The 19,465-nt window shown below is 74.0% G+C and carries 17 protein-coding genes; 7 read left to right on the forward strand and 10 right to left on the reverse strand.

The genetic code is table 11. The features are described from left to right. Positions 1-41: 41 nt before the first annotated feature. Genes ACYP53_RS18680 through ACYP53_RS18700 form a run of 5 tightly spaced genes read right to left on the reverse strand, consistent with a single transcriptional unit; the run spans position 42 to position 7,498 of the window. Positions 42-2,216 carry an MGH1-like glycoside hydrolase domain-containing protein gene (locus ACYP53_RS18680; RefSeq protein ID WP_459648151.1) on the reverse strand — a complete coding sequence of 725 codons (2,175 nt, stop codon included), beginning with the start codon at positions 2,214-2,216 and terminating at the stop codon, positions 42-44. Then, positions 2,213-4,348, reverse strand: a complete 2,136-nt coding sequence (locus ACYP53_RS18685) for a beta-galactosidase (protein WP_459648152.1) — start codon at positions 4,346-4,348, stop codon at positions 2,213-2,215. Before ACYP53_RS18685 ends, ACYP53_RS18680 begins: the two co-directional genes overlap by 4 nt. Before the next feature lie 5 nt (positions 4,349-4,353). Further along, entirely contained in the window at positions 4,354-5,217 is an 864-nt protein-coding gene (locus ACYP53_RS18690) for a carbohydrate ABC transporter permease (protein ID WP_459648153.1), read from the reverse strand. Continuing rightward, entirely contained in the window at positions 5,214-6,152 is a 939-nt protein-coding gene (locus ACYP53_RS18695) for a carbohydrate ABC transporter permease (RefSeq protein WP_459648154.1), read from the reverse strand. The genes ACYP53_RS18690 and ACYP53_RS18695 overlap by 4 nt, the downstream gene beginning before the upstream one ends. A gap of 11 nt (positions 6,153-6,163) precedes the next feature. Beyond that, positions 6,164-7,498: an ABC transporter substrate-binding protein gene (locus tag ACYP53_RS18700; RefSeq protein WP_459648155.1), complete on the reverse strand. Its 1,335-nt coding sequence runs from the start codon at positions 7,496-7,498 to the stop codon at positions 6,164-6,166. Positions 7,499-7,651: 153 nt separating this feature from the next. Here ACYP53_RS18700 and gcvPA point away from each other — a divergent pair, with 153 nt between their 5' ends. The 5 genes from gcvPA (at position 7,652) to ACYP53_RS18725 (ending at position 13,288) form a co-directional block, all read left to right on the forward strand. Further along, positions 7,652-9,010, forward strand: coding sequence for an aminomethyl-transferring glycine dehydrogenase subunit GcvPA (gene gcvPA / locus ACYP53_RS18705; protein WP_459648156.1), 1,359 nt, complete (start codon positions 7,652-7,654; stop codon positions 9,008-9,010). After that, the gene (gene gcvPB / locus ACYP53_RS18710) at positions 9,007-10,626 is read left to right on the forward strand and encodes an aminomethyl-transferring glycine dehydrogenase subunit GcvPB (RefSeq protein WP_459648157.1); all 1,620 of its coding nucleotides are present in this window, start codon (positions 9,007-9,009) and stop codon (positions 10,624-10,626) included. Before gcvPA ends, gcvPB begins: the two co-directional genes overlap by 4 nt. Beyond that, positions 10,623-11,753, forward strand: a complete 1,131-nt coding sequence (locus ACYP53_RS18715; protein ID WP_459648158.1) for an ATP-NAD kinase family protein — start codon at positions 10,623-10,625, stop codon at positions 11,751-11,753. Before gcvPB ends, ACYP53_RS18715 begins: the two co-directional genes overlap by 4 nt. Before the next feature lie 33 nt (positions 11,754-11,786). After that, entirely contained in the window at positions 11,787-12,533 is a 747-nt protein-coding gene (locus ACYP53_RS18720; protein ID WP_459648159.1) for an SDR family NAD(P)-dependent oxidoreductase, read from the forward strand. A 101-nt stretch (positions 12,534-12,634) separates the two neighbouring features. Further along, positions 12,635-13,288 (forward strand): GntR family transcriptional regulator, encoded by a 654-nt coding sequence (locus ACYP53_RS18725; RefSeq protein ID WP_189925586.1) that lies wholly within the window; start codon positions 12,635-12,637, stop codon positions 13,286-13,288. 36 nt (positions 13,289-13,324) lie between these two features. Here ACYP53_RS18725 and ACYP53_RS18730 read toward each other — a convergent pair whose 3' ends face one another. The 3 genes from ACYP53_RS18730 to ACYP53_RS18740 form a co-directional block, all read right to left on the reverse strand. Further along, positions 13,325-14,035, reverse strand: a complete 711-nt coding sequence (locus ACYP53_RS18730; protein ID WP_459648160.1) for a scabin-related ADP-ribosyltransferase — start codon at positions 14,033-14,035, stop codon at positions 13,325-13,327. A 134-nt stretch (positions 14,036-14,169) separates the two neighbouring features. Beyond that, positions 14,170-14,922 (reverse strand): MBL fold metallo-hydrolase, encoded by a 753-nt coding sequence (locus tag ACYP53_RS18735; RefSeq protein ID WP_459648161.1) that lies wholly within the window; start codon positions 14,920-14,922, stop codon positions 14,170-14,172. 56 nt (positions 14,923-14,978) lie between these two features. After that, the gene (locus ACYP53_RS18740; RefSeq protein WP_459648162.1) at positions 14,979-15,989 is read right to left on the reverse strand and encodes a GlxA family transcriptional regulator; all 1,011 of its coding nucleotides are present in this window, start codon (positions 15,987-15,989) and stop codon (positions 14,979-14,981) included. A gap of 116 nt (positions 15,990-16,105) precedes the next feature. On the opposite strand from ACYP53_RS18740, the gene ACYP53_RS18745 reads away from it, so the two are divergent. Beyond that, a complete protein-coding gene (locus tag ACYP53_RS18745; protein ID WP_459648163.1) occupies positions 16,106-16,789 on the forward strand; it encodes a DUF4937 domain-containing protein in 684 nt (227 codons plus the stop codon). A 196-nt stretch (positions 16,790-16,985) separates the two neighbouring features. Here the strand turns inward: ACYP53_RS18745 and ACYP53_RS18750 are convergent, their stop codons facing one another. Further along, the gene (locus ACYP53_RS18750; protein WP_459648164.1) at positions 16,986-17,891 is read right to left on the reverse strand and encodes a LysR family transcriptional regulator; all 906 of its coding nucleotides are present in this window, start codon (positions 17,889-17,891) and stop codon (positions 16,986-16,988) included. A gap of 155 nt (positions 17,892-18,046) precedes the next feature. Here ACYP53_RS18750 and ACYP53_RS18755 point away from each other — a divergent pair, with 155 nt between their 5' ends. After that, complete coding sequence (locus ACYP53_RS18755) at positions 18,047-18,766, forward strand: flavodoxin family protein (RefSeq protein WP_459648165.1); 720 nt, start codon at positions 18,047-18,049, stop codon at positions 18,764-18,766. Between the two features lie 50 nt (positions 18,767-18,816). On the opposite strand, the gene ACYP53_RS18760 is transcribed toward ACYP53_RS18755, so the two are convergent. Then, a complete protein-coding gene (locus ACYP53_RS18760; protein WP_459648166.1) occupies positions 18,817-19,236 on the reverse strand; it encodes a hypothetical protein in 420 nt (139 codons plus the stop codon). Between the last annotated feature and the right edge of the window lie 229 nt (positions 19,237-19,465).

The raw sequence follows: 19,465 nt of genomic DNA on the forward strand, positions 1-19,465 counted from the left end.
CCTGGTCGGGCCGCCGGGAGCCAAAGCCGGCCGCCCCCGTTTCAGATGCGGAGCAGCGGCAGCAGCAGCGCCGCCGACCAGCTGAAGTTGGTCGAGTTGCGCCCCTCCCCCGTCAGCGGGTCGTAGTTCTCCCGCAGCGGACCGTCACCGGCGAGCCCGGCGGCGGTGGCCAGCAGCCGCTCGACCGTCCGGCGGGCGTCCTCGTCCCAGCCGTGGCGGCGCAGGCCCTCGATCGCGAAGTAGGTCTGGTCGAGCCAGGCCAGGCCGCGCCAGTACCCGGCCGGGTCGAAGGACGCCGAGCTGCGGGCGACCGTCGGGAAGGGCAGCGCGGTGCCGAACTCGGCGGGGTCGAGCAGCAGGCGCCGGACGGTACGGGCCTGGGCGGGGGTGGCGGTGCCGGACCAGAGCGGGATCGCGCCCTCGATGCCGCGGCCGCGGGCGGTGAGCCGGGCGCCGGTGGCCAGGTCGGTGTCGTGGAACCAGCCGGTGGCCGGGTCGTACATGGTGTCGCGCACGGCGGTGTCGATCCGCTCGGCCCGGGCGCGCAGCCGGGCGGCGGTGGCGCGGTCGCCCAGTTCGGCGGCGATCGCGGCCAGGTGGCGGTGGTCGGCGGCCAGGTAGGCGTTCAGGTCGACGGAGCGCTGGGTGAGCGACCAGCCGAGCAGTGTCCCGTCCGCGGCCCGGTTGGGGACCACGGAGGCGGCGTCGAAGCGCGGGGCGTTGTCCATGCCGGACTCCCAGGCGGCGGCCTGCCGGCAGTCCTCCGGGGTGGCGTTGGCCGGGTCCACGGTGGCGCCGTACTCGCACAGGCCCTCGCCGTGGTGGTCCCGGGTGCGGTACCACCAGTCCTGGTAGGCGGTCAGCTTGGGCAGCATCTCGCGCAGGAAGGCCCGGTCGCCGCCGCGCCGGTAGACCTCCATGACGGCCCAGGAGGCCAGCGGGGGCTTGGAGTTGCGCTCGTTCCAGTTGCCGCCGCCGGTGGCCGGGTCGTTGTAGAAGACGCAGTCCGGGACCATCCCGGCGTCCTGCGGGCGGTCGGCGGAGCCCGCGGGCACCTGGTGGTCGAAGACGGCCCGGATCTGGTCGGCGGCGAGGCCGGGTGCGAAGAGGGCGGTGCCGACGGCCTGCTTCCAGGTGTCCCAGGCCCAGACGCCGCTGAACCACTTGTAGGAGAGGGTGGGTGTGACGGCGTCGTGCCGGATCCGGCCGGCCGGGCTGCGCCAGTTGGTGACCAGGGTCTGCACGCACTTGACGGCGGTGCGGCGCCGGGCGGCCGGGACGCCCTCGGTCGCCCGGGCGACGTACCCGGCCCAGCGGGCGGCGCCCGCCGCGGCGATCCGCTCGGGGGCGCGCAGCGCGGCCTCCGATTCGGCGGCCGCCCGGGCCCGCTCGGCCTCGGTGAAGGTGTAGCTCTCGGTCCAGTCCAGGGTGCGGGTCTGCCCGGGCGCCAGCCGTACGGCTTCGGTGAGTTCGGTGCGGTGGGTGTCGCCGGTCAGGGTGACCCGCACGGGCCGGGCGTGCCGGACGGCGAAGCGCTCGGTGCCGTCGGTGAGGTAGTCCCAGGTCTGCCGGACGCGGGCGAAGTGCACCTCCACGCCCTGCTCGCCCGCCACCAGCCGCGGTGCCTCGCGCTGCGGGCCGGTGGCGGGGCGGAGCAGGCCGCCGGTCCAGGCGGCGCTCAGGGTACGGGCTGCCGTGCCGGTGTTGGCGAGCCGGGCGCGCAGCAGGGCGGTGCGGCTGCCGGCGAAGCGCAGGTCCAGGGTGAGGGAGAGGCCGCCGCCGAGGTCGTACGCCTGGCGGAGCAGGCCGGGCAGCGCGGCGGTGCGCGGGGGGCCGCCGGCGGTGAGGTCGAGGTCGCGGCCCTCTTCGCTGAGGTGGAGGCGGGTGAGGCCGTCGCTGAGCCACCAGGGGTACTCCTGGGCGAGGTACAGCGGGCCGGTGAAGCCGCCGGGCGGGTCGGCGGGGCGGGGCAGGGCGTAGGCGTGCCAGGCGCCGAGGTCGGCGAAGACGTTGATCGGGTTGTTGCCGCCCTGGTCGCCAGGGTAGGCCTGGGCGGGGGTGCCGTGCAGGTCGAGCACGTCGGCGTAGCGCTCGTCGGGCTTTGCGGCGTCCGCCGGTTCCGCGTGTGCGGCGGGGGCGCCGACGGTGCCGAGGCTGCCGGCGGCGGCGAGGGCGGCGGAGCCGGCCAGCAGGTGGCGGCGGGTCAGCGGGGTCACTCGTGCTCCTCGGTGGCGGTCGGCGACTGGACGGCGGTCGGCGGGTGGACGGCGGGGGTGCGCGGATCGGCAGGGTCGCGCGAGACGGCGGGGAGCCGGAGGACGGCGGCGCCGAGCGGCGCGAGGGTGACGGCCTCCCCGGTGGCGGTGCCGGTGAGCAGGTCGGTGCCGGGCTCGGCGAGCGGCACCCGGCGTTCGGCGGGGCCGTGGTTGAGCAGGAAGAGGTACCGGCGGCCGTCGGCGGCGTACCGGCGGGTGGCCTCGACGCCCGCCGGGAGGCCCGGCAGCACCGGGCCGACCCCGGCTTCGGCGAGCGGCAGGTCGAGCACCCGGCCGAGGCCGGCGCCGAGGTGGCAGCTGAGGTACCAGGCGCTGCCCTTCCCGTACCGGTGGCGGGTGACGGCGGGCAGGCCGGCCAGTACGCCGGAGCCGTAGCGGGCGAGGGTCTCGGCGCCCTCGGTCTCGATCCACTCGCTCCAGTGCTCGGCGTGCAGCTCGGTGCCCGTGTTCAGCCCCGTACCGGCGTGCTGGTCGGCGCCGTCGAGCGTGACGGTCGTGGTCGCGCCGTCCGGGATGGGCCAGTGCTCGTCGACGACCAGCCCGAACAGCTCGCGCAGCGGGCCGGGGTGGCCGCCGGGGTGGATGTGGTCGTCCCGGTCGGCGATGCCGCTGAACGGTCCGCAGAGCAGGTGGCCGCCGTCCCGGACGTGGGCGGTGAGCCGGTCGGCGGTGGCGGTGTCGAGCAGGTAGAGGTTGGGGGCGAGCACCAGCCGGTAGCCGTCGAGGGCGGCCGTGGGCGGGACGAAGTCGACGGTGACGCCGCGGTCGTACAGGGCGGCGTACCAGGGGCGGAGCAGGTCGAGCCAGCGCATCCGGGCGGAGGGGTGGTCGTCCAGTTCCAGGGCCCACCAGCTGTCCCAGTCGAGCAGGACGGCGGCGTCCCCGCGCAGCCGGCTGCCGGCGAGCTCGCCGAGGCGGCGCAGTTCGGCACCGAAGCGGACGGTCTCCTGCCAGCCGCGGGAGGCGGTGCCGCGGTGCGGGAGCATGGCGCTGTGGAACTTCTCGGCCCCGGCGGAGGAGGCGCGCCACTGGAAGTGCAGCACGCCGTCGGCGCCGCGGGCCAGCGCCTGGAGGGACCAGAGGCGGTAGAGGCCGGGGCGTTTGGGCAGGTTGACCGGCCGCCAGCTGACGGCGGAGGGGGCCTGTTCCATCAGCAGCCAGGGCCGGCCGCCCTTGAGCGAGCGCATCAGGTCGTAGGTCATCGCGGCGTTGACGTGGGCGCGGGGGTCGGCCGGGTCGGGGTAGGCGTCGTCGGAGACGAAGTCCTCGTGCCGGCTCCACTCCCAGTAGTCGAGGGCCTTGAGCATCGACATGAAGTTGGTGGTGACCGGCACGCCGGGCGAGACCTCGTCCAGGACGGCCTTCTCGGCGCGGTGCAGGTCGAGCAGCGCGTCCGAGCAGAACCGGCGCCAGTCCAGCAGCTGGGTCGGGTTGACCGGTCCGGGCGCGGTGCGCGGGGGCTCGATCTGCTCGAAGGAGTTGTAGCGCTGGGACCAGAAGGCCGTCCCCCAGGATCGGTTCAACTCCTCGATGCCGCCGTGCCGTTCGCGCAGCCAGTGGCGGAAGTGGGCGGCCGAGGCGGGGCAGAAGCACTCCTGGACGTGGTCGCCGTACTCGTTGTGGACGTGCCACAGGGCGAGCGCCGGGTGGTGGCGGTAGCGCTCGGCGAGCATCCGGGTGAGCCGGACGGCGGCGGCCCGGTAGGCGGTCGAGGAGGGGCAGTAGTGCTGGCGGGAGCCGAACTCCAGCCGGACGCCGTCGGCGGTGACGGGCAGCAGCTCGGGGTGGGCGCGTACCAGCCAGGCCGGCGGCGAGGCGGTGGCGGTGGCCAGGTCGACGGCGATGCCGTGCCGGTGGACGAGGTCGAGCAGCCGGTCCAGCCAGCCGAAGTCCCAGTCGTGGGCGTCGGGTTGGATCCTGGCCCAGGAGAAGACGCCGACCGTGACCAGGTTGACCCCGGCCTCGGCCATCAGCTTCACGTCCTCGGCCCACACCTGCTCGGGCCATTGCTCGGGGTTCCAGTCCCCGCCGTACAGCAGTCCGGGGACCCGGGTGAGGTGGTCTGCGGTCATCGTCGTCATCCCTTCAGCGCTCCGCCCAGCAGACCGGCCACGAACTGCCGCTGGAAGAGGAGGAAGAGCAGCATCAGCGGCAGCGTGGCCAGGAGGGAGCCGAGCATCAGGCCGGAGTAGTCGACGTGGGAGAGCCCGGTCAGGGTGTTGAGCGCGACCGGCACGGTGTAGTTCTCCTGGGTGTTGAGCATCAGCAGCGGCCAGATGAAGCTGTTCCACTGGCCCATGAAGGTGAAGATCACCAGGGCACCCAGCTGCGGCCGCACACAGGGCAGGACGACCTGGTAGAAGGTGCGCAGCTCTCCGGCACCGTCGATCCGGGCCGACTCCAGCAGCTCGTCGGGGAAGTCCAGGAAGCCCTGGCGCATCAGCAGGATGCCGAAGGAGTTGGCCAGGAAGGGCAGGACGACGGCCTGGTAGCTGTCGATCCAGCCGAGGCTCGCCATCATCTGGAACAGCGGGACCAGCAGCACCTGCAGCGGGATCATCATGGTCGCCAGCACCACGCCGAGCAGCAGCCCCCGGCCGCGGAAGCGGTACTTGGCCAGTCCGTACCCGCACATCGCGGACAGCAGCGCGCTGAGCGCGGTGTGGACGGCGGCGATGCCGAGGCTGTTGAGCATGACCCGGCCGAAGCCGATGGTCTCCTGGAGGTGGGCGAGGTTGCGCAGCAGTTCGCCGCCGGGCAGTAAGGGCGGTGGGGAGTGGAAGAGTTCCGAGCTGCTGTGGGTGCTCGCGATCAGCATCCAGGCGAAGGGCACCAGGCTGAGGACGGCGCCGAGGGTGAGCACGGCGAGGACGGCGGCACGGCCGAAGGCGGGCCCCGGGCGGGTGGCTCGCCCCGGGCGGGTGGCGGGTCGCGGGCTCATCGGCGGCGTTCCCTTCCGTAGAGCCGGAACTGGAGCAGCGACACGGCCGCGATGATGAGCACGACGACCCAGGCGATCGCGGCGGCGTAGCCGAAGTCCAGCTGCTGGAAGCCGACCTTGTAGAGGTAGACCACCGGGGTGAGGGTGGCGTCGCCGGGGCCGCCGCGGGTCAGCACGTAGTTCTCGTCGAAGAGTTGGAGGGTGCCGATGGTGGAGGTGATGACGCAGAACAGCACCACGGGCCGCAGTTGCGGCAGGATCACGCCGGTGTAGGTGCGGGCGGTGCCGGCGCCGTCGAGGGCGGCGGCCTCGTACTGGTCGCGGCCGATCGCCTGCAGTCCGGCGAGCAGGATGACGGCGTTGTAGCCGGTCCACCGCCAGGTGACCGAGCCGATCAGCGATATCCGCGCCCAGGTCGGCGAGTTGAGCCAGTCGACCGGGCCGGCGCCGAGTGCCTGGAGCAGTTGGTCGGCCAGGCCACCGTCGGTGCGCAGCAGGACCTGGAAGACGACGGCGTAGGCGACCAGGGTGGTGATCGCGGGCAGGAAGAACACCGCCCGCCAGCCGGCCCGGAAGCGCAGCCAGGACTGGTTGAGCAGGACGGCGAGGACCAGGGCCAGGCCGATCATCACCGGCACCTGGACGGCGAGGATCAGGCCGGTGTTGGCGAGGGAGTGCAGGAAGGCCGGGTCGTGCAGCATCCGGCGGTACTGGTCGAGGCCGACGAAGACGTCGACGCCGTCGCGGCGGGCGGTGAGGCTCTGGTAGAGGCTGGCGGCCAGCGGGTAGGCGAAGAAGGCGGTGAAGAGGGCGGCCGTGGGCCCGGCGAAGAGCCAGGCGGCCGTGCGCGGGGAGCGCCGTCGGCGGGCGGGAGCGGCCGCGGGGGCGGACGCGCGGTCCGGCTTGCGCAGCGGGACGGGGAGGCTGCTGGTCATGGCGCCCGCTCCTACGAGACCGGTTGGCGGCCGGTCGCGGTGGCGATCTGGCGGGCGGCGGAGCGCAGCGCGGTGCCCGGGTCGGCGCCGTTGTGCAGCACCTGGTTGACGGCGGTGGTGACGATGTCGCCGGCCTTGGAGTCGTCGGCGGTGCGCTCCACGGTGGGGATGGCGCGGGCGAGTTCGGCGAACAGCCGCATGGCGGGCTGGCCGGCGTAGTAGGGCGCGGGCTGCTGGAAGTAGGGGTCGTCCAGGGCCGGGAGGAAGGCGGGGAAGAGCCCTTCCTGCCGCATCATCGAGACCTGGTTGGCCTTGTCGGCGAGCAGGTGGGAGACGAACGCCCAGGCGGTCTCCGGGTTCCGGCTCTGCGCGGTGACGCAGAGGGTGGAGCCGCCGCTGTTGGAGGTGCGGGTGCCGCCGGGGGTGAAGGCGGGCAGCGGGACGACGCCGAACTTGCCGCCGAGGTCGGCCAGGTCGGTGGTGAGGGTGCCGTCCCACCAGGCGGCGGTGGGGGTGGTGGCGGCCTTGCCGTCGTGGGTGCCGGAGACCAGGCCGTCCCAGCCGTTCTCGAAGTCCACCAGGTCTCGGTCGACGAGGTGTTTCAGCAGCGTGAGGGCGCGTTCGGCGGCGGGTGTGGCGACCGCCACCTTGCCGTCGACGAACCAGGACTGGCCCTGCTGCTGGAGCAGTTGGGCGAAGGTGGTGTCCTGTTTGCCGTCGAGGATGAGGAGTTTCCGGCCGGTGGCGTTCTTGAGGGTGGTCCCGGCGGCGAGGTAGTCGTCCCAGGTGGCGAGTGCGGCCGGGTCGAGGCCGGCCTGCTGGAAGAGGTCGCGCCGGTAGAACAGGGCGCACGGGCCGCTGTCCCAGGGCAGCGCGAACACCCGGCCCCCGGCGTCCGTCACCGTGCGCCAGGAGGCCGCCGGGTACTGGGACTTGAGCCCTTCGGCCCGGCTGGTGAGGTCGACCAGGGCGTTCGGGAAGTTGCCGATGTAGGCGGGCAGCTTGTGGCCCTCGACGGTGAGGATGTCGGGCAGGCCGCTGCCGGCGCCGAGTCCGACGGTGATCTTGTCGTAGGCGTTGTCGTAGCCGATGTCCACGACCTCGACGGTCGTTCCGGGGTGGGCCTGTTCGAAGGCGGCGCCGAGCCGCTTGAGGGCCTTGGCCGCGACGTCCCAGGACCAGACGGTGACCTTTCCGGTGGGGGTGGCGCCGGTGCCGCCGGTGAGCCGTTTGGCGTCCTGGGTGCCGGCGCCACCGGTGGCGCAACCGGTGGCACCCGTCAACAGCAGGGCTCCGCCCGCGAGTCCGGCCGAGAGCAGTCGGCGCCGGGTCGGCGCGTGCCTCAACTCCAGTTGGTCATCGGTTGGTTGGTGATGATTTCGGTGCCGGGTTCGTGCGGACATCTTGCCTCCCGACTGGTGAATGCCGAATGCTGTATACAGAACTCAGCATTCACAAGCCCGTCAAGGCTTGTGACGGAAATCGCGGAAGGTGCCCGCATGAGCGCACGCGTTCCCCGGACCCACCCGTACATCCCCAACTCCGCCCCGCAGGTGCGCCAGGCGATGCTGGCGGCGGTCGGCGCGCAGGACGTCGAGGAGTTCTACGCCGACATCCCGGCCGCGCTCCGGCTGGACCGCCCGCTGCGGCTGCCCGAGCCCTTCGACTCCGAGGCCCGACTGGTCGCCCACCTGGACGAGTTGCTCGCCCGGAACACGGCCGTCCCGCCGGGCCGCAGCTTCCTCGGCGCCGGCTGCTACCGCCACCACGTGCCCGCCGTGGTGGACGAGATCGTCAACCGCAGCGAGTTCCTCACCGCCTACGCGGGCGAGCCCTACGAGGACCACGGCCGGTTCCAGGCGCTGTGGGAGTACCAGTCGCTGATGGCCGAACTGCTCGACGTCGAGGTCGTCAACGTGCCCACGTACGACGGCTTCCAGGCCGCCGCGACCGCGCTGCGGATGGCCGGCCGGGCCACCGGGCGGCGCCGGCTGCTGCTGGTCGGCGCGATCGACCCCGACCGGCTCTCCCGGATAGAGGACTACGTCCGGGGCGTGCACGAGCTCCACCCGGTGGCCGCCGACCCGCGGGCCGTCCGGGCCGCGCTCACCGGCGGCGACGTCGCCGCCGTCTACGCCCAACTCACCGACCACACCGGCCGGGTGGACCCGGAGCTGCCGCGGTACGTCGAACTCGCCCACACGGCGGGCGCCCTGGCCGTGGTGCACGTCAACCCGATCAGCCTCGGCGTGCTCGCCCCGCCCGCCTCCTTCGGCGCCGACCTCACCTGCGGCGACCTCCAGCCGCTCGGCATCCACCCGAGCTTCGGCGGCGGCAACGCGGGCTTCATCGGCAGCGCCGACGACCAGCGCCTGGTCGCCGAGTACCCGAGCCGGCTCTTCGGCCTGGCCCCCACCGACGTCCCCGGCGAGTACGGCTTCGGCGACGTCGCGTACGAGCGCACCTCCTTCGCCCTGCGCGAGGAGGGCAAGGAGTGGGTGGGCACCGCCGCCGCCCTGCACGGCATCGCCGCCGGGGTCTACCTGGCGCTGATGGGACCGCACGGCATGCGCGAGATCGGCGGGACGATCCTCGCCACCACCGCCTACGCCCGGCAGCGGCTGGCCGAGGTCCCCGGCGTGGAACTGGACGACCCCGACGCCGTGCACTTCGCCGACTTCACCGTCCGCTACACCGGAGCCCGCACCGCCGCCGAGATCGCCGAGGCCCTGCTCGCCCGCGGCCTGCACGGCGGCACCCCGGCCGGGCCCGCCGAGGGCCGGTACTGCGTGACCGAGCTGCACACCCGTGCCGACATCGACCGGCTCGCCGACGCGCTTCAGGAGATCGTCAAGTGACGGACCACCGGACCACCGATCCCCGTCCCACCCACCCCCGGACCACCCACCCCCGGATCGCCCCCAAACCCGCGCTGCGCCGCTTCCACCAGGCCCGCTGGGACGAGAAGCTCGTCTTCGAGCTGGGCGCCCCCGGCGAGCGCGGCGTGCTGCCGCCGCTGCCCGAGCCCGCCGTCACCGCCGCCGTCGGCGACCCCGCCGACCGGCTGCCCCCCGCACTGCGCCGCGCCGCCCCGCCCGCGCTGCCCGAACTCGGCCAGCAGCAGGTGCTCCGGCACTACCTACGGCTCTCCCAGGAGAACCTCGGCGCCGACCTCAACGTGGACGTCGGCCAGGGCACCTGCACCATGAAGTACAGCCCCAAGGTCAACGACACCTTCGTCCGTGACCCCCGGATCGCGGTGCTGCACCCGGACCAGCACGCCTCGACCGTCCAGGGCGTGCTCGAACTCGTCCACCGGCTGGAGCAGCTGCTCAAGGAGATCTCCGGCATGGACCGGGTCAGCCTGCAGCCCGGCGCCGGCTCAGCCGCGATCTGGACCAACGTCTCCGTCATCCGCGCGTACCACGCCGCCCGCGGCGAGGCCGGGCAGCGCGACGAGGTCGTCACCACCGCCTTCTCGCACCCCTCCAACGCGGCCTGCGCCAAGACCGCGGGCTACCGGGTGATCACCCTGCCCCCGGACGCCGACGGCTACCCCGACATCGAGGCGCTGCGCGCCGCCGTCGGCCCGCGCACTGCCGCACTGCTCATCACCAACCCGGAGGACACCGGGATCTACAACCCCCGGATCGCCGAGTTCGTCCGGATCGTCCACGAGGCCGGCGGCCTGTGCGCCTACGACCAGGCCAACGCCAACGGCATCCTCGGCATCACCCGGGCCCGCGAGGCCGGGTTCGACCTGTGTCACTTCAACCTGCACAAGACCTTCTCCACCCCGCACGCCTGCGGCGGCCCGGCGGCCGGCGCCTGCGGCGTCACCGCCGAGCTGGCGCCCCACCTGCCCGGCCCCACCGTCGAGTTCGACGGCGAGCGGTACCTGCCGGACCACGACCGGCCGGAGTCCATCGGCAAGATCCGCCCGTACCTGGGCGTCGTCCCCAACCTGGTGCGCGCCTACGCCTGGATCATGTCGCTCGGCGCCGAGGGCCTGCGCGAGGTCGCCGAGACCGCCGTCCTCAACAACAACTACCTGCTGGACCGGGTCCGCCGGATCCCCGGCGTCTCCGTCCCGTACGCCGAGGGGCGGCCCCGGGTCGAGCAGGTGCGCTACAGCTGGCAGCGGCTCAACGAGGACACCGGCCTGCACAGCGAGGACCTCGGCCGCCGGGCCGCCGACTTCGGCACCCACTACTGGACCAGCCACCACCCGTACGTCGTCCCCGAGCCGATGACGCTGGAGCCCACCGAGTCCTACTCCCGCGCCGACCTGGACGAGTACGCGGCGATCCTCGCCGAGGTCGCCCGCGAGGCGTACGAGGAGCCCGAGACCGTCCGGACCGCCCCGCACCGCTCCACGGTGCACCGGATCCGGCACGAGCCGCTGGACGACCCGGCGGTCTGGGCCGTCAGCTGGCGCGCCTACCGCCGCAAGGTCCTCGGCGAGCGGCCGTGACGGCACCGGCCGTCGGGCTCGTGGTCAACCCGGTCGCCGGCCTCGGCGGCCGGGTCGGCCTCAAGGGCAGCGACGGCGCCGAGGTCCAGCGGCGAGCCCGGGCGCTCGGGGCGCGGCCGGAGGCGGTCGACCGGGCCGCGCTGACGCTGCGCCACCTCCCCGGTGTGGAGCTGCTCACCGCCGCCGGCCCGATGGGCGCCGACGCGGCCCGGGCGGCCGGCCGAGCCGCACGGGTCGTCCACCGGCCCGCCGGACCGGACACCACCGCCGCGGACACCCGCGCGGCGGTGCGCGCCCTGGTCGCGGCCGGCGCCCGGCTGCTGCTGTTCTGCGGCGGCGACGGCACCGCCCGCGACCTGCTCGAGGCGCTCGGGCCCGAGCCCCGGCTGCCCGTCCTCGGCATCCCGGCCGGGGTCAAGATGCACTCCGCCGTGTTCGCCGTGCACCCCCGGGCCGCCGCCGAGGTGGCCGCCGCCTGGGCCGCCGGGCGGGGTTGCGTTCAACTGGAAGCCGCCGAGGTCGTGGACCGCGACGAGCCGGCGCTGCGCGAGGGCCGGGTCGGCGCACGGCTGTACGGCCGGCTGACCGTCCCGGTGCTGCCCGAACGCGTCCAGCAGCGCAAGACCGGCAGCTCGGGCCCCGACCCGGCGACACCGGCCGCCCTCGCCGCCGAGGTCGCCGAACGGGTGGGCCCCGACGGCCTGCTGGTCCTCGGCCCCGGCTCCACCACCCACGCCGTCGCCACCGCCCTCGGCGCGCCGGACGCCAGCCTCACCGGCGTCGACCTGCTGCGGCTGGAGAGCACCGGGGCCGCCCGGCTGGTGCTCCGGGACACCCGCGCCGACCAGCTCCGCACCCTGCCCGCCACCCCCTGGATCGTCCTCTCCCCCATCGGCGGCCAGGGCTTCCTGCTCGGCCGCGGCAACCAGCAGCTCACCCCCGAACTGCTGCGCCGCGCGGGCCGGGAACGGCTGCTCGTCCTCGCCACCGAGGCGAAACTCGCCGCCCTGGCCGGCCGCCCCCTGCTGCTGGACACCGGCGACCCCGCCCTGGACGACGCCCTCTCCGGGTACCTCCGGGTGATCACCGGCCGCCGCTCGGCCGCCGTCCACCGCCTCTCCGCCTGACCCACCGCCCCACCCCTTGCAGAGGAGTTCCCCATGATCGACCTGCACGGCAAGCGCGCGATCGTCACCGGCGCCGCCTCCGGCATCGGCCGGGCCACCGCCGCCCTGCTCGCCGAACTCGGCGCGGCCGTCGTCCTCGCCGACCTCGACGCCGAACGCGGCGAGCAGGCCGCCAAGGACGTCGGCGGCACCTTCGTACGCTGCGACGTCTCCCGCCGCGACGACTGCGCACGGGTCGTGCGCACCGCCGTCGACCACCACGGCGGCGTGGACGTGCTGTTCAACAACGCGGGCATCATACGCCGCTCCACCGTCACCGAGATCACCGACGAGGACTGGGACCTGGTGATGGCCGTCAACGTCCGCTCGGTGATGCTGCTCAGCGGACTGGTCGTCCCGCTGATGGCCGCCGACGGCGGCGGCAGCATCGTCAACACCGGCTCCGGCTGGGGCGTCAAGGGCGGCGGCCGGGCCGTCTCGTACTGCGCCTCCAAGGGCGCCGTGGTCAACATGACCCGGGCCATGGCCATCGACCACGGGCCGGACAACATCCGGGTCAACTGCGTCTGCCCCGGCGACACCGACACCGGCATGCTCGCCGAGGAGGCCCGCCAGCTCGGCGAGGACCCGGACGCCTTCTACGCCGACGCCGCCGACCGCCCGCTCGGCCGGATCGGCCGGCCCCGGGACATCGCCCAGACCGTCGCCTTCCTGGCCAGTGACGCCGCCGCCTTCGTCAGCGGCGCGGTCATCACCGTCGACGGCGCCGGCACCGCCTGACCACCCCGCGGCCGGGCGCCCGGCCGTCCGAGCCGAGCGCCCGGCGGATGGTGCCGGTCGCCCGGCCGGTACGCTACGGAACCGGAAAGAAGGGAAGCCCGATGGCGATCGAGCGGCGTCCGCTGCGCGAGCAGGTGAAGGACGAACTCCTGGAGCAGCTCGGCCGCGGCCGGTTCACCCCCGGCGAGTCGATCAACGAGGTCCACCTCGCCGAGGAGCTCGGCGTCAGCCGCACCCCCCTGCGCGAGGCCCTGATCAGCCTGGAGCGCGAGGGCATCATCACCAGCGAACGCGGCAAGGGTTTCCGCTTCGCCCCCACCGGCAAGCAGGAGTTCCTCGACCTCACGGCGATCCTGATCGCCCTGGAGTCACTGGCCCTGCGCACCTCCGACCCGGCGCACCTGTCCGCGATCGCGCCCCGGCTGCTCGCCGAGGCCCGCGCCTTCTCCGCGCCGCTGGCACCGCACGGCACGATAGAGCGCTACGACGACGCCTGGCACGCGCTGCTGCTCTCCGGCTGCGCCAACACCCGGCTGCGCGAGATGATCGACTCGCTGAAGCTGACCCTGCACCGCTACGAACGGGTGGTGGTCGGCGACCACGAGATCCTCGAACGCGCCGCCGAGGAGCACGAGCGGATCGCCCAGTGCCTCCTCGACGGCGACGTGGACCAGGCCGTCACCGCCCTGGAGGCCAACTGGACCAGCGGCATGGAACGGATCCTGGAACGGCTGCCCCCGGCGGCCGCCCGCTAGGGTCTGCTTCCGCTACCGCTACTCGTACGGGTACGGCTACTGGTACGGCGCGAAGTCGGGGTTGGACTTGCAGCCGAGGTTCTCGAAGGTGCTGACCTTGGTGTCCGGGTCGGTGGCGGTCAGGTGGTACTTGCAGGCGCTCTTGAGGTACTTGCCCTCGACCCCGCCGGGGAAGTCGATCTCCTTGTTCCAGAGGTACGGGGACTGGTACTCGTTGAGCCGGGCGGTGGCGTTGACGTCGATGCCGCCGGGCGCGTAGATCTCGTAGACCCAGCCCGTCTTGGCGGCCCCGTAGGTGGCGAACTTCTGGGCCACCCACATCGCACAACTGGTGCTCAGGTGCGCGCTGTTCTGACCACCGCCCTTGACGATGTACTCGGCGAGCGGGGTCACCGCCTCGCCCCGGGGGGTGAAGCCGGCGCGGAAGATGTCCTCCACCGTCTCCCGGGTGTCACCGCGCCAGAGCGTGTTGACGTCGTTGCGCCACTGCCACCGCTCGCTCGTCGCGGTGGCCGCGACCGTCTGGGCGATCTGCGGCTCGGTCGTGGTGCGCCACCAGTCCGAGGCCCGGTAGTCGCCGACCGGCCCGCAGGGGCTGGTCAGGTCGTCGTCGGCGGCCGCCCGCGGGCCCGCCACGACGGGCGCGGATGCGGGGGCGGGGGCGGCAACCGCCGGGGCGACGGCGACGGTGGAGACGGCGGAGGCGAGCGAAACGGCGGCGAGCACCCGCAGAGCGGCTTGCAACATGGTGAGAGCCCATCAGTTGATCAACATGACGGGCCCTTTATAGGTGTCCCGGCCGGGGGAAGACCCGGAGCGATACGCCGGAACCACTCGCAGGGGTGGATTAGTCGTACAACGGCACGGTCCTCGACAGTCCGCTAGCCGAGCAGCTCCGGCACGCCAGGGGTCAGCCAGTGCAGCCGGTCGGCCAGGCCCGCCGCGGCGAAGTGCGCGGTGGTCTCCTCCCGGCCCTCGGTGAAGTGCTCCCACGAGGTGTAGTGCACCGGGACGACCCGGCGGGCGCCGAGCGAGGCGGTGAGCGCCGCGGCCTGCGCCGCGTCCATGGTGATCAGCTCCCCGCCGCCGAAGGCCTCGAACCGGGCGGCCCCGAGGTGCAGCAGAGCGGTGCCGATGGTGAACCGCCGCCCTATCCCGTCCAGTTCGGGGAAGTGGACGGTGTCGCCCGAGACGTACAGGGCCTCCTCCTCCCCCGGCACCTCCACCACGAAGCCGGTGACGTCCCCGACCGGGCCGTGCAGCCCGGGCGTCCCGGTGACCCGCAGGGTCCGGCCGTCGACGGTCAGCTCGCGGGTCTGCCACGGCGCCAGCCCGAGGGCACCGCCGCCCAGCCGGGCCGCCCCGCTGACCGTGGTCAGCACCGGGCGCCCGACGAGCAGCGTACGGCCGGTGGCGTCCAGGTTGTCGGGGTGCTCGTCATGGCTGAGCAGCACGGCGTCCACCGGGGGCAGCTCGTGCACACCGACCGCCGGGCCCTCGGTGCTGCGCAGCACCACCGGGCCGGGCCGGTACTCGGCGGGCGCGGGGTCGAAGACCGGGTCGGTGAGCAGCCGCAGTCCGCCGATCTCCAGCAGGACGGTGGCGGTGCCGATGTGGGTGGCGGTGATCTTCATGGTTCTCCTTCATCGGAATGTTCATCGGAGCGCTCGTCGGAATGACGAATCGTCGGTCAGTGGGTGCCGACGGGGCCGACGCGGAAGCGGCGCCGGTAGTCCCCGGGGGTGGTCGAGAGGTGGTCCCGGAACACCCGGTGCAGCGTCTCGACGGAGCCGAGCCCGCAGGCCCGGGCGATACCCGGCAGCGGGTGGCCGGTCCGCTCCAGCAGCCGGCGGGCGGCCTCCAGGCGCAGCTCCTCGACGTACGCCCCGGGTGTGGTGCCGGTCTCGGCGCGGAAGACCCGGGCGAAGTGCCGTTCGCTCATGGCGAGCCGGTCGGCCAGCGCGGGTACCGACAGGTCGGCGTCCAGGTGCTCGCCGATCCACCGGCGCAGGCCGCGCAGGTCGGCGCGGCCGCCGGTGCGGTGGGCGAGCGGGACGCTGAACTGGCTCTGGCCTCCCGGGCGTTGGAGGTACATCACCATGATCCGGGCGATCTCCAGCGCGAGGTCGTCGCCGTGGTCCTCGGCGACCAGGGCCAGCGTGAGGTCCATCGCGGTGGTCAGGCCCGCGCTGGTCCACAGCCGTCCGGAGCGGATGAACACCGGGTCGGCGTCCACCTCGACGGCCGGGTGGTCGGCGGCCAGCCGCTCGGCGGTCGCCCAGTGGGTGGTGACGCGGTGCCCGTCCAGCAGCCCCGCCGCGGCGGCCACATGAGCGCCCGCGCACACCGACGCGACCCGCCCGGCCCGGGGGCCGGCCTCCCGCAGCCAGGCCACCACCGCCGGATCGACCCGCGGCACCGGCCCGTCCGGCCCGAGGTCCACCCGCCCCGGCACCAGCACGGTGTCCGGACGCACCCGCGACTCGTCGAGCGTCGCGGTCACGTACAGCGGCACCCCCGAGAAGGTGTCCACCGGCCCGCTCCGCTCGGCGCAGACCCGCACCTCGTACCCGGGCCGGCCCGGCGCGAGCAGCCGCCCGGCCAGGGCGAAGACCTCGGCGGGCCCGGTCACGTCCACGGCGTTCACCCCGGCGAAGACCGGGATCACGACCAGGTGCGGAAGTCGGAGTGCGTCGTCCATGCCCCCACCCTCGCCCGGGAGCGGCGATGGCGGCAATGACAGGACTCTGCAAGATCCAGCCATCGCGCCCGTACGGCCTACGTCCCCCGGCCGACCTCCCTCGCGACCCGGGACCGATGGACGGTGCACCGGGCCAGGGCGGCAGGATGGGCCGCATGTGGGGCAAGTGGATCGACTGCCGGGTACGGCCCGGAGCGCGCGGGGTGTTCGCCGACGGCCAGCGGCGCTGGTCGGCGATCTCCGACCAGCCGGGCCTGATCGGGCAGACCGGGGGCTGGGCGCCGGACTCCGACCGGGCCCTGCTGCTCGCCCTGTGGGCCGACGAGCCCGCGTACCTCCGCTTCCTGCGCGACCGTCACGACCCGGTCGCCGAGGCGGCGGCGCAGCAGGGCAGTTGGACGGCGATCGAGGTGGCGGCCGGCCCGGTCGTGCTCACCGTGCCGGGGGCGGCGGCCTCCCTCCCCGACGCACTGGCCCGCGCCACCGTGCTGCGCGCCGCCGACTGCCGGCTCCGCCCGGGCCGTACCGGCCACTTCCTGGACGTCCAGCGCCGGGTCTGGTCCCCCGGCATGGCGGCGGCCGACGGCATGCTGGCCGGCACCGTGACCCGGCTGGCCGCCGACCGCTACCTCGTCACCACCCTCTGGACCAGCCCGGAGACGCACCGGGCGTACACCACCCGCCTCCTCCCGGACCTGCTCGCCCGCGCCGACGTCCCGGCCGACGTGCGCGAGCTGACCGGCCACCTGGTCCCGCTCGATCCGACGTGGCTGGTACGCGGAGAACCTGGAGCGGGCTGACCGGCCCGCGCTGAGCGGTCCGCGCCCCGACCGGTCTCAGCGGGCGCACTCCGACAGCCGGGCCCGGCAGCTGCCGAGCGCCTCCGCGACGGACGTCGAGTCCACTACCGGCCCGCCCCCTCCCTCGTGTGACGCCCCCGTGGCGAGCAGTCTGCCGTACCCAACGACCCGGCCGGCTCCCCGGGCCGTGGGTCGCTCAGTGGGCGGGGGCGGGTGCGTCAGTCGAGGCGTGCAGCAGCAGGTCGCGCAGGGCGGCGGCGGTGTCCGAGGGCTCGGCGGGGGTGAGGACGACCTGGTCGGCGGTGGTCGAGGGGCCGGTGAGCGGGATGACCCGCAGGCCGGGCGGCCGGTGGTCGAGGGCGGATTCGACCGTGATGCCGATGCCCGTTCCGGCGGCGACGTGGGCGGCGATGGCGTGCACGCTGTCGGCGGTCCGGATGATGCGCAGGTCCGCTCCGCCGATGTGGAAGGCGGACAGCAGCCGGTCGCAGAGGCCGCTGTTGATCTGGTGGGGCCAGGTGAGCAGATCGGTGGTGGACAGTTCGGCGGCGCTCAGTTCGGTGTGCCCGGCGAGGGGGTGCGCGGCGGGGACGAGTGCCATGAACCGCTCGGTGGACAGCACCCGCGCGCGGACGCCGGTGACGTCGCCGGTCGCCCAGCCGATGCCCAGCCCGATCGTGCCGGCCCGCAGGGCGGTGACCTGGGCGGTGGTCGGCATGGCCTCCGGCACGATCGTCACGTCCGGGAACCGCTCGCGCAGCCGGGGCAGGCAGCGCAGCAGCAGCTGCTGGCCGGTGTACTCGGCGTGGGCGACGACCAGGGTGGAGCGGGCGGCCTCGCCGGCGGCCAGGGAGCGTCCGCGCTGCTGGAAGCGGCGCAGCTGGGCCAGGGCGGCGCGGGCGTCGGGCAGCAGCGCCTCGCCGAGGTCGGTCAGCGTCACCCGGCGGCTGGTGCGGTGGAACAGCCGCCCGCCCAGGGTGTTCTCCAGCCGTCTGACGGCGTCGCTGACGGTCGGCTGGCCCCGGTGCAGGCGCGCGGCGGCGCGGCCGAAGTGGAGTTCCTCGGCGACGGCGACGAACGCTTCCAGTTCGATCCTGTCCACGGGAGCAGGCTAACCCGATCGATCGGTGGGACCGATCGCTGGGGGTCGGAGTTCGGCGTTGATGGTCTGCCGGGCGCGCGGTGTGATGGCTGGGCAGGCAGGGGCCCCCACGAACCGAACGAGCAGGGCCCCACGAACAGGAGCAGTGAGAAGTCATGACGGTCAATGAGGTCGAGCGCGGGCAGGACGCACCGGAGGTCACGGTGACGGTGGTCTTCCACTCGGTGCACGGGCACACCCGGGTCCTGGCCGAGCACCTCGCGGACGGGGCCCGGCTGGTGCCGGGTGCCCGGGTGCACATCGTCGGGATCCGGGCGGAGGACGTGGTCGCCGGCCGCTGGCACGACCCGGAGGTGCTGGCGCTGCTGGACCGCTCGGACGCGATCGTGTTCGGCTGCCCGACGCTGATGGGCAGTGTGTCGGCGGTGTTCAAGGCGTTCATGGAGGCCGCGTTCACGCCGTTCCTCACCCAGGCGTGGAAGGACAAGCTGGCCGGCGGCTTCACCATGTCCGCCTCGCAGAGCGGCGACAAGCTGATGGTCCTGGAGCAACTGGCGGTCTTCGGCGCGCAGATGGGCATGCAGTGGATCGGCGTGGGTGACATGCCGGGCAACAACTGGAGCGGCGGCCACCGCGACGACGTGAACCGGCTGGGCTCCTGGCTGGGGCTGATGAGCCAGAGCCACGCCGACCTCGGGTCGGAGCGGGCCGGGTCGCCCGGCGACCTGATCACCGCGGCCCGGTACGGGGAGCGGATCGCCCGGCTGGCCCAGCGCTGGGTCAACGGCCTCCCGTACGACACGCCGCGGATGACCGAGCACGAGGCGCGCGCCCTGTCCGCCTCCCTCCGGGACGCCGCCCTCCAGGGCGCCTGATCGGGTGGCCTCCCCGTACCGGCGCCGGTACGAAAAGGCCACCGCGGCCCTTACGGGCGGTGGTCGTCGCAGAACCAGCCGCCCGGGTACAGCCGCGCCCCGGTCGCATCGCACGGGATCCGGCCGGCCGAGCAGTGGCCCGCCCGTACCGGCGGGATGACCCGGCCGGCCGGCGGCGGCACGCTCGCCGTCACCGGCGGGGCGTACGCCTCCCCCGTGGTCCTGGGCGGCAGCGGCGGGGACGGCGTGCGGCGCCGCCGTTCGCCTCCCGGGACGGGCTCCGCCACCCGGTGCCCGGTCGAACTCCCGCGCTGCCGGGGGATCGACGGCCTGGGGATCAGTCGGTCGAGGTCGAGGAGTCGGTCGAGGTCGGGTCGGTCGAGGTCGAGGAGGCGGTTGAGTGCGGTGCTGAAGGCCTGGTCGGGAGTGGGGAGTTCACCGTCGGGGAGTTCACCGTCGTACTCGTTCATGGCGTCTCGTCTCTGCCATCAACCACGAGTGGGAGCTTCCAGTCTGCACCGGGACACCGACAATCGGACACACCGCGTTACGGTGCTCACGGACGGACGCCCCGGTGCACGGAGGGCGCGATGAACGGACAGGGCGGGCAGGCCTCGTACGGGCCCGGCACCCCCCCGGGGCCCGGACCTCACCCCGCCTTCCGGAATCAGGTAATCCGCTTGCCCGGTGGGGCGGGTA

The sequence above is a fragment of the Kitasatospora sp. Ki12 genome (assembly GCF_054601375.1).